We start from the raw sequence: 9346 nt of genomic DNA, 5'->3' as shown, positions 1-9346 counted from the left end.
GTTTATATCATTGAAAAAGGGTATAAAAAAACAGTCTGCCCTGACGGAAAATATTTCCATCAAAACAAACTGTTCTTCATATTCACACTAATTATATTTTCTGAGCATAGTTACTTTTTGCGAAAATCTCAGATAACTCCGGAAAGAAAACAAAGAAAAAAATATTTTTTAACTCCATTTGCACTCCACTGGAACATCCAGACAGCCCGCAAAGCCTTTATTTATGGGCTTTTTCGCAATTTAGTCCGCTATTCAAACTCGGCAAGTCCGAAGATGTTATTAAACATATCTGTTTAGTTTTTATCTCTTTTCTGCCGTTATTATATCTCTGTTACATATATTATTTTGACTTGCTGATTTTCTGTTGCCAATTTGTTGCCACTTCATTATAAATTACAAATACATATCTGGCAACCTTTACTTTATATTCCCATGTTCAATTAGTAAAGTGCTCTGATGGAACTTACAGATAATTCTTTTTCTGTCAACATTTTTATATCTTTATGATAAATCTCTGTACTCACCAATGGTTGACTTAAAATAAATAACCCTATAACCTTCCACTCATTATTATCTAATCCATATTGTTTTTTGAAGTCTCCTATATGTTTGTTGCACCATTCAACACGCCGACAATGTTTTGTATAATATCCTTTTTTCTTTTTTGTATTTTCAAACATCTTTTTATATTCTAAATGCATCTCATATGGATTTTTTGAAAAGTTAAAATTTTTCACCTCAGCCGCAATTATTTTATTATACTCGTGGTCAATAATCAACACATCTATATCTCCTAGTGTGTTATTATTTTCTGATATGTGAATTCCATTAACTTTGCTAATATTGGAGTATACTTCAAATACGTTAAGATTAATTAATAACTTATATATAAGATCATTGAATTCGGCTCCTCTTTCATCACTTATTTTCCCTACCAATGAATTCATTTCAGGAGAATGCGCTTTTAATTTACCATTATTAATTAAGCCCACTGTAAATCTTATCATATGATCTAGTTGTCTATTTCCCCAAATCACTTCATCTCCACGAATAATGATCGGGCGTCTAGTAAATGATAACTCTCTATTAAACCTCCACGGATATACATCCTCTTTTCTAAACGACTCTGGCGGAACAAGAAAGTCTTCTCGTTGCCTCAGTGCTATTGAACCAATAATCACATCTACCGTATCTTCATTGAAACTTGTATCATATTGGCTTAAGAAATCAACAATATCCTTCATTTTTGCGACATAAACTGTATCACTACTTTGACTTTTGCTATATTCTCTCAGCCCTTCTGCCAAAAGCATAAGCTGATAAAGCGAGTATCCATATTCTTTTTCAAAAGCCCGATTAATTTCTTCCATAAAGCTCTTTTGCTCAACTAAATTAACCGAATCCTCAAAAACAGAAGATGCAATAAGTTGTTCCTTTCTAATTGCTTCATTAACACTGAACATATGTTGAAATTCTTGTTGTCTCATTCCAATACGATGAGATTTCAATATTTCTATTGGTGTATTAAATATCTGATAATAAAACAAATCATTTTTGTACGACCATTCAATTATCAAAGAACATATTGCTATCAATCGTTCATATTGATTCTCGCCAATATTTATATTTCCTTTAGGTGGTACAGCAGCAATATATTCAATAAGAAATTTTAATGCTATAGAAGCTTTATTATCTCTATTTGTCTGTTCAAATATTTCTTGCTCCTTTTCCGGATAACAAGCAATATCTTCTGCGTATCTTTTTTGAGACAACATAAGTTTGAATAGAACCTTTTCCAAATCATCATATAATACTTCTATAAGATTTCTTGAGTTTAATATACCTACCTCTTGTTAAAGTTTTCTATAAAGAATTCCAACAACCTCATGTGCAATTTGAGTTCTCTCTCCATCATCTACTATGCCAACATTCCATTTCCCTATTTTAAGAAGCTCCTCACCAATTTCGTTCAATAGTATGTCTTCATCTTCTCCATGCACAAAATGATTTTCTCGATTTGCAACAGGCTCAAGATAATGATACTCTTGATAATCTAAAGAAAATAACTTTTTTTGCATCGGATTGGCAAATAATACATTTAAATCATAATTGATTTTACCAGTTTCTCCTAATAATTTATAAATATAATCAATAATTATGGTAATAAATTCCTTTTCTCTTGAATTATCACGGTAATTCAAGTATTGAAATGCTTCTGGTGAAATACATATTTCCATTACCGAAAAAGAGTTACATATTTCTAGTGTTTCAATAAATGGTTTTGGATTTTCTTTGTAATAATAATATTTCTCAGCTTCATCCGATAAAATAATTTCAATTTCGTAAGTACGCCCACCTCCATTCATTTTATTCAAAACTGTTTTACACTCAGCTAACCAGTACGATATCAAATCTAATACCGAATAACACAAATCCATTTTTTTTGCATTTGAAATCTCTTTTGCAACTATCCATATATTAAAAGTGTCAAATTCAATATAGTAACTGATTTCTTGTCGCTTTATACAATTAGGATCTACATATATTTTTCTTTTCCTATCATTAAGAATAACTTCACAAAACATGATACCTTGAGAATCCTCAACAAGCCGTCTATCCTCCTTTTGTATGGCACGCATTATATAGTCCAACGAATCTCCCGGCGCAAAATATGTTGTAATCTCACTCGGTGCAAAGTCATCATTCATATAAAAGGAATAATTGTTATTACAATACATTTCTATTTGATTCAATTCACTAAGTATACCCGTTTCAAATGTTCGTAAACTATTTTTTGCTTTCAAATATCTTGGTATAAATATGCTTTCTGTTTTTTCATTGATACTAATACACATAAGTTCAAACGGATTAACTCTTAACGGAGGATAAAAATAATCATATTTCTTTATTCCATATGCAATTCCACGCCCAAGTGAATTAATTATAATTATTACAAAAATATCTTCTTTGTTTACACCATATTCAACTATTTTAGAATAATGATAAGCTAATCTTTCAGGCACCATGTCATTAAATTCTTTTTTGTTAACAGGAGAATGCAATGTATACGCATCATAGTTCTTACCATCATCATACAAATACTGGACGATTACTAACTGATTATTCTGTACAGATGCAATATATTCCTTATATCCACTACAGTTAAATAACTCTATTCCCATCTGTGATTCAAGCACTTTTTTGTGTCCAAGATAACGTAAATATTTTTTACACTCATGAAAAATATAACTATTATAATTTTCCATGACATTTTCAAATATTCCATATTTCTTAGCTAAACAAGTAATCCAAAATACAATAGCTGTTGGAAGCAAACCAGCATTTAAGAGGATATACTGATCTTGCTCTTCATTATACAGGAATGGACGAGTATAAAATGATTTATTATCAAAATCATCCTCAAATTCAACTCCAAATTCTATTGTAGTTAAATTAAGTAATTCTGATTTTTCCAAAAATAGTTTTCGAAAATTTGTTCCTTCTATGACGATTAATTCAGCATATTTATTTAAATCTATCGCTGGTGGTATTATTACACCTTTTTCTTCATCTGTGTTATGATCGTTGTTTATATCTGAAATTCCACTTACAATCTTTTCAGATATTGTTAGCATTCCATTAACTAAGATATATGCTTCATTCAAAAAGTCTTTTGGATATTCGATTCCGTTTGTAAACAAAATTGAAATCATGTTTTGAAGATTATATGCTGGTGTCTGATCAATACCATTTAAAACTCTATAATTTCCATAAAACATAATATTCTGCACGAACATATTTTCTGGTGGATCAACTGAATACTTCAAACTAGTATCTGATATCTGAGTAATTATTCTCCGAAATTTTCCCGGACTAATGTTATATTTAGATTGAAATTGATCTTTTTTTTGATGTAATAAACCTTCTATATATGTATCAAGAATGACCGATTTCGTTTGATTTTGATGAAATAAATTCAATGCAGATACTCTTGAAATCAAATTAAAAATCTCATATTTTTTTGCCTCTTCAACTGCAACAGAAACTTCACTTTTTGAATCACCGTTATAAAAAGAATCCCTAAACATCTCTATCTCCGATAAAAACTCCATTACACTTCCTCTTTCCGCACATTCTATCCACTATAACTCTGCTGTAAAATATAAATCAAACAATACTAGCCGAAATGATAAATCCAAATATAGATAGGATTCATACGGTAAACTATACTGGCAGAGAATCTCATTATGACAAAACAACATGACAAATAATTTAAACTTGATGCAGGCCAATGTTACGAAACCTACAAATATCTCCTCGAGCAAGTTGTTTGTAATTAACTTTTTTTTACTATCATCTCGGCCCCATAAACCTATCACCATTCAAATGTATCATATGCTCCGGCATTTCAGCAATCCAGACCTCTGTTTCCCATGCAAGTTCTTCCGCAAATCTCTTATACGTCTTGAAATCCAGAAATGCTGTTACAAATATTTTTCCTGCTGTTACATCTTTCGTCATCTCTGTAATTTCTAATATTCGTTTTGGATCCATCGGACCGACCGATGTTACAGATTCCACAAAATAAATCCAATTCTTATCTGCCCGATACAATACAACATCAGGCATTTTATCATGTAACGTAATTTCAAATCCCAGTTCTTTTAATTTTTCTACATTCTTTACCAAATCTTTTTCTATTGTATCGCCAACGTACAAACATTCAGAATTTGGTGCAAATCTCGGTGAAAATTCCTCGATAATGGCTTTTTGCAGTTCATTATGCTTACCTGTAGAGAATTTAAAACTTTCACCATTTATATTTACCGGCATCATTGTCATCTTCTTTTTAGAAGCATACAAATCAATTAACTTCTCATGGTAGCAAAGAAATCGTTTTATAGATTCCTTCCACTTTGGAGTTCCCATAGTTCTTAGTATTTGCACTGTTTCTTCTGTCAATCTGTACCGATAATTCGGACTGTTAGTTGCTTTTCCATTATCCTCTATCAAAGCAGCGGTACGAAATCTATGCAGAGCCTGTTTTCTAAACGTTTCTCTACTGTTTTCCGCATAACTCATACCATAAAATGTATTAACAAACTGAATAATATCATGAATACGAATCCATTCATTTGTTCCTTCACTCCATGACATATCCGGCTTTATCCCCGCCATAGCCAGTATCACATAGCAGCATATATCCGCTTGCTGTGCTTTTGGCATACCTATTGTTTGCAGAAATTCTCTTGCTTCTTCTATTTTCTTATCCACAGTATCCCTCCAATATCAAATTACAATTTTCCTCCGAATAATCCTTACTTTTAAGCACTTTTCTGCCCATTTCCTGAATGTCCTCTAAATCTGGTACCGGCATTGCATTAATCTCTGTTGAATTAACCTGTGTAGACCCATTTAAAATACGATAATATTCATCATAAAGTGTAGAATTAAATAATACATACAATCCATACACCAGGCATTCTGACATTTCCGTTAATACACCGTCCACAAAATTAATTTTATTCTGTGTACTTATCTTTTGATACTGCGGAAATCTTTTGGCCAAATATACTCCACACTGTAATCTTCGTGGTTCTTCCTTTGCTGTAAATCGCTTTACAAATAGATAGTTCTTGTTATCTTGCATTAATCCCTTTTGTTCTGTCACCACATATTCATGTTCTTTCTGGATTGGAAATTCTACCTTTCCTTGCTTTATATGCTGTGAATAAAATAAAGGTATTGCCCCCTCTTCCGCTTCATCCCTCAAAATATCACGATTACGGAAATCTACGGTCAATCCCGTTTTCATTTTTACTCCTATTGCCGGAAGTGTCTTATCAAATTTATGCAATTTCTTTAATACTTCCACTTCATTTTCATCTGTCACAAGATAAACATAATAATCTGATCCTGCTACAACCAGATCATACGGAACTGTTAATGATGTCAGCTCCCCAAAATCACTATTTGATTTCGATGATGTAATCGTAACGGTTTCTGGCTTTTCACTCGTCTTCCTTACTTTGATAATAATTGTTTCCTGTAACACACTTTCTTTGTCGAAAACCTTATTTCTGCTGACAAAAAGATGAATATGTTCCAATTTCCCCTCTGTCAGAAAATATTCCCGGAAACGTTTAAAATACGCCCCTGATGTCCATGATCTTGGAATGATGTAAACCATCTCTCCATTTTCACATAAATTAAATAATCCCATAGACGCAAAAATGAAATATAAATTCGGTGCACCATAACATACCTCTGGCATTGCTGTAGCTTCTGGCGCATCTTTCGGAATTTTCATATACGGCGGATTTCCAATCACAAAATCATATTTCTTAGGCTCCGCATTTCCTCCCAACATATGATTAAAATCCAAATACTGGCTCAAAATATAATTATCTTCAACGATATTAACTGTAAGTTTTTTTCTTGTCTCTTCTTTACAATATTCCAGATTACGTTTCAACAATGGCAATACATTTTCATCGTTCTCATAGCAGGTAAGCTCAATCTCCTGAATAGAATCTATTGTTTCCATTCGCTCAATAAAAGCACATGATAATATACCTGAACCAGCCCCTGCATCAAGCACACTTACTCTGCCTGTTTTCTCATCCAACTTATATAATCCCGCCATAAAACGGGCAGTTTCCATACTGGTAAAAAACTGTCCATATTTTTTACGTTCTTTTTTCGGCATACTCTCTATATATTCGTTTGTAAGCTCTATAATTTTTTCTAGCATATTCCACCTACCTACAAGCCTTCTATTTCTTGCTATTATACTATAGCACACTCCCTTTTTCAACACTCTTTCACAAACATACATTCTGTTTTTCTATCTTCGTCGTATTACAATCATTATCATCTATGTCTATAACATTGTTGGCATTCTCGCCTTTCACAGAAAAATCTCCTGCCATAAACCACTTGTAAGCACAATCTGATATACCGATACGCTTTCATCCTATTTTAGGGCAAAGTTTTTATCCTTCAGAGTAGTTAAATCATAAAACTCTTCTTCCCAAAATAACAGAAATTGCATCCAGACTTTCTTTTATATTCTTATTGCTTCCGTTTTTAGATGTCCTCATAAAATTAAAATTTTATGTCACTTTCCAGACCTCTAAAATCCCTTAAAATAAGGCTTTTCTCCACTTTTCAAATCCTAGAAAACTGCTGCCAGATAAGAAAAAAGACCCTGACAGTCTGGAAATTCCAGACCATCAAGGTCATTCTTTATTCTAAATTGCATTTCATGTTTTCACATGATTTTTGTCATTTCACTGGCTGAAAGTTTTGCCCTGAAACTGGATAAAACTGTTTGCCCTGAAATATGTTGCTACTCAAACTCTATGTAGTCATCTATATATTGTATTCTCTTGATTTCATTTTTCATATATTTAGTATGCAGATTCCATATATTCCATGATATCTACACTTCTATTGCTGTTTTTGTAGACATTTTATAGATAATTGGGAGCAGGGAATTTGACATTATCATTTTGATAAACGTGATGTTCTATCTACAATTTTTCTGTCTCGAGTGGCTCTCGAGTGAAAACTCGAGTTCCACTCGAAGACCACTCGATTATTTATTTTCATATACAATACGGTTATAGCAGGAACGGTTTCCTTTTCCAACTAAAATAATCAACTTTTCTTTTCTCTTTTTGTCAATTATTGTTCTTAAACGATACATTTAGTCTTTCAGTCTGCTTAACAGCATCTTTTACAGGCTTCACTACGATGAACTTCTTCTGTCTAATCTGGTCGGCTTCCAATTGGAAATGCTCATCAATTGTCAACTCTCCAAATACTGCCTGTGGAATCAGAACATCTCCAAACAATTTTTCCAGCAAATCTATTCGATTGATTTTAAGAAGTGATATCAGCGGTGTTGTATCAGAGATAACAATCATACCATAGTCTCCTTCTTTTTAAGTTCTCTGAATGTATTCAGTTCGTCATCCAAATCATCCATCGTCATATCAAAATAAGAATATCCCCGTTTATCATACAAATCAATTAACTCTGATTTTCTTATTTCCAAAATTTCAGCCGCGTGACCATGAGATAGCGTCTGATTCAATATATATGCTATAAGTGAGTAAATTCAAAAAATTGCACAAAACTATATCGCCAATTTCATAAATGCTTCAAAATCCCTGCTTGCTTTTGCACACTGAAAAATATATCGATATTTTTCCTCGTATATGATGTCACAAATTTGAGTATATCCATTCTCAAAAGAACAGGCTTCATTTGTTCCGATAACACATATATAATATTCTAGTGACATTAATAGCCAATATCTTTAGATGCTTTTGGGTTTCCAAATGCTTTTTCAGGATAGCTTAAAAGAACTATGGCATTTTCAGTTGATTTTTCCCTCATACCGATGCACATAGTATTTTTTGTTTTTCACTGTCACAAGTTGAAAATCAGAATGTGCAGCCAATAAAAGAGTAGCAAACTTATTTAGTTTCTTTTTGATTTCAAAAGGATAAAGCATCCGGTTTGTTTTTTACACACTGATTGTATGAAATCCTTTTACTGCAAAGGTATTGATTATTTTTTCAGAAACATACCAGCAGTCACAAAAAAAGTAGAACATAACTGGAGGAACTGGCAGTTCCTTTGCAATGTTTTGTACAATATCAATCTTGGAAATGGATTTATTGTACATTACAAAAGCATAATTCAGAACAATGCCATTACAGGAAAGCATACAGCAACTACCTGATGCCCGTAATCCTGTTTTCCCTTTAAATGGGATTGGCAAAAATATGCATCTTTAATCGGATACAGAGCCTGTGACAAAAGCTTTGTCTTTGAAGCTATCGTATCATCTACAATACAGAAAACAGGGGGGCCCGATGCGGACTGCTTCTGAATAAAGAATCTCAATGACATATTGTTTTAATACATTTAAAAGTAAGGATTCGTCCCATTTTCCAGAATTGAGGAAATGAGCAATTGTAGTTCTGTGACAGAAACTATTTTTAGAAAAGCCCTTGTATTTCCCATGATATCCTAAGATGAAAATACTAATCAGGATGCTCATGAGGTATTTTATCACTTGATTAGAATAAAATTTGCATAAACTCAAACACTTAAATTGGTTGTATATAAATGAAGAATGATGTATAGTATTTGCAGGAGACACCTTCTTTCATGAATGTTGCAAATGTTGGTTTGCTCACTTTCATTATGCAAATTCGACAAGAACGTAATCTTACCCAAAAACAATTAGGAGAAATGGTTGGTGCAAGTGAAGCCTACATTCGTGCCTACGAAAGTGGTACAAGAAATACCAAACCATCCCCTTAAAAAA

General features: G+C 32.5%; 9 protein-coding genes. 2 read left to right on the top strand and 7 right to left on the bottom strand.

The window, feature by feature from the left end:
- On the top strand, positions 1-297 hold a 297-nt coding region (locus tag EUBHAL_RS16010; RefSeq protein ID WP_005344354.1), incomplete at its 5' end, for a hypothetical protein.
- A gap of 143 nt (positions 298-440) precedes the next feature.
- Here the strand turns inward: EUBHAL_RS16010 and EUBHAL_RS02210 are convergent.
- The 7 genes from EUBHAL_RS02210 to EUBHAL_RS16105 form a co-directional block, all read right to left on the bottom strand.
- Entirely contained in the window at positions 441-1799 is a 1359-nt protein-coding gene (locus EUBHAL_RS02210) for a hypothetical protein (RefSeq protein ID WP_135960882.1), read from the bottom strand.
- A gap of 54 nt (positions 1800-1853) precedes the next feature.
- On the bottom strand, positions 1854-4112 hold the full coding sequence (locus EUBHAL_RS02205; RefSeq protein ID WP_005344351.1) for a hypothetical protein: 2259 nt from the start codon (positions 4110-4112) through the stop codon (positions 1854-1856).
- A 241-nt stretch (positions 4113-4353) separates the two neighbouring features.
- The gene (locus EUBHAL_RS02200) at positions 4354-5274 is read right to left on the bottom strand and encodes a BsuBI/PstI family type II restriction endonuclease (protein WP_005344349.1); all 921 of its coding nucleotides are present in this window, start codon (positions 5272-5274) and stop codon (positions 4354-4356) included.
- Positions 5267-6754 (bottom strand): Eco57I restriction-modification methylase domain-containing protein, encoded by a 1488-nt coding sequence (locus EUBHAL_RS02195; RefSeq protein ID WP_044921535.1) that lies wholly within the window; start codon positions 6752-6754, stop codon positions 5267-5269. Before EUBHAL_RS02195 ends, EUBHAL_RS02200 begins: the two co-directional genes overlap by 8 nt.
- Before the next feature lie 931 nt (positions 6755-7685).
- Positions 7686-7931 (bottom strand): PIN domain-containing protein, encoded by a 246-nt coding sequence (locus tag EUBHAL_RS02190; protein ID WP_005344344.1) that lies wholly within the window; start codon positions 7929-7931, stop codon positions 7686-7688.
- Positions 7928-8062, bottom strand: a complete 135-nt coding sequence (locus EUBHAL_RS02185; RefSeq protein WP_330360892.1) for a hypothetical protein — start codon at positions 8060-8062, stop codon at positions 7928-7930. Before EUBHAL_RS02185 ends, EUBHAL_RS02190 begins: the two co-directional genes overlap by 4 nt.
- Positions 8063-8536: 474 nt before the next feature.
- Positions 8537-8740 carry a hypothetical protein gene (locus EUBHAL_RS16105; RefSeq protein ID WP_005344319.1) on the bottom strand — a complete coding sequence of 68 codons (204 nt, stop codon included), beginning with the start codon at positions 8738-8740 and terminating at the stop codon, positions 8537-8539.
- Positions 8741-9222: 482 nt separating this feature from the next.
- Between EUBHAL_RS16105 and EUBHAL_RS15145 the strand changes: the two genes are divergently transcribed.
- On the top strand, positions 9223-9342 hold the full coding sequence (locus EUBHAL_RS15145) for a helix-turn-helix domain-containing protein (RefSeq protein WP_167534381.1): 120 nt from the start codon (positions 9223-9225) through the stop codon (positions 9340-9342).
- The last annotated feature ends 4 nt before the right edge of the window (positions 9343-9346 follow it).

This window comes from Anaerobutyricum hallii DSM 3353, from assembly GCF_000173975.1.
Classification (GTDB): Bacteria; Bacillota; Clostridia; order Lachnospirales; family Lachnospiraceae; genus Anaerobutyricum; species Anaerobutyricum hallii.
Note: the sequence above shows the minus strand (reverse complement) of the source record. Positions and strands in the feature narration are given on the sequence as shown.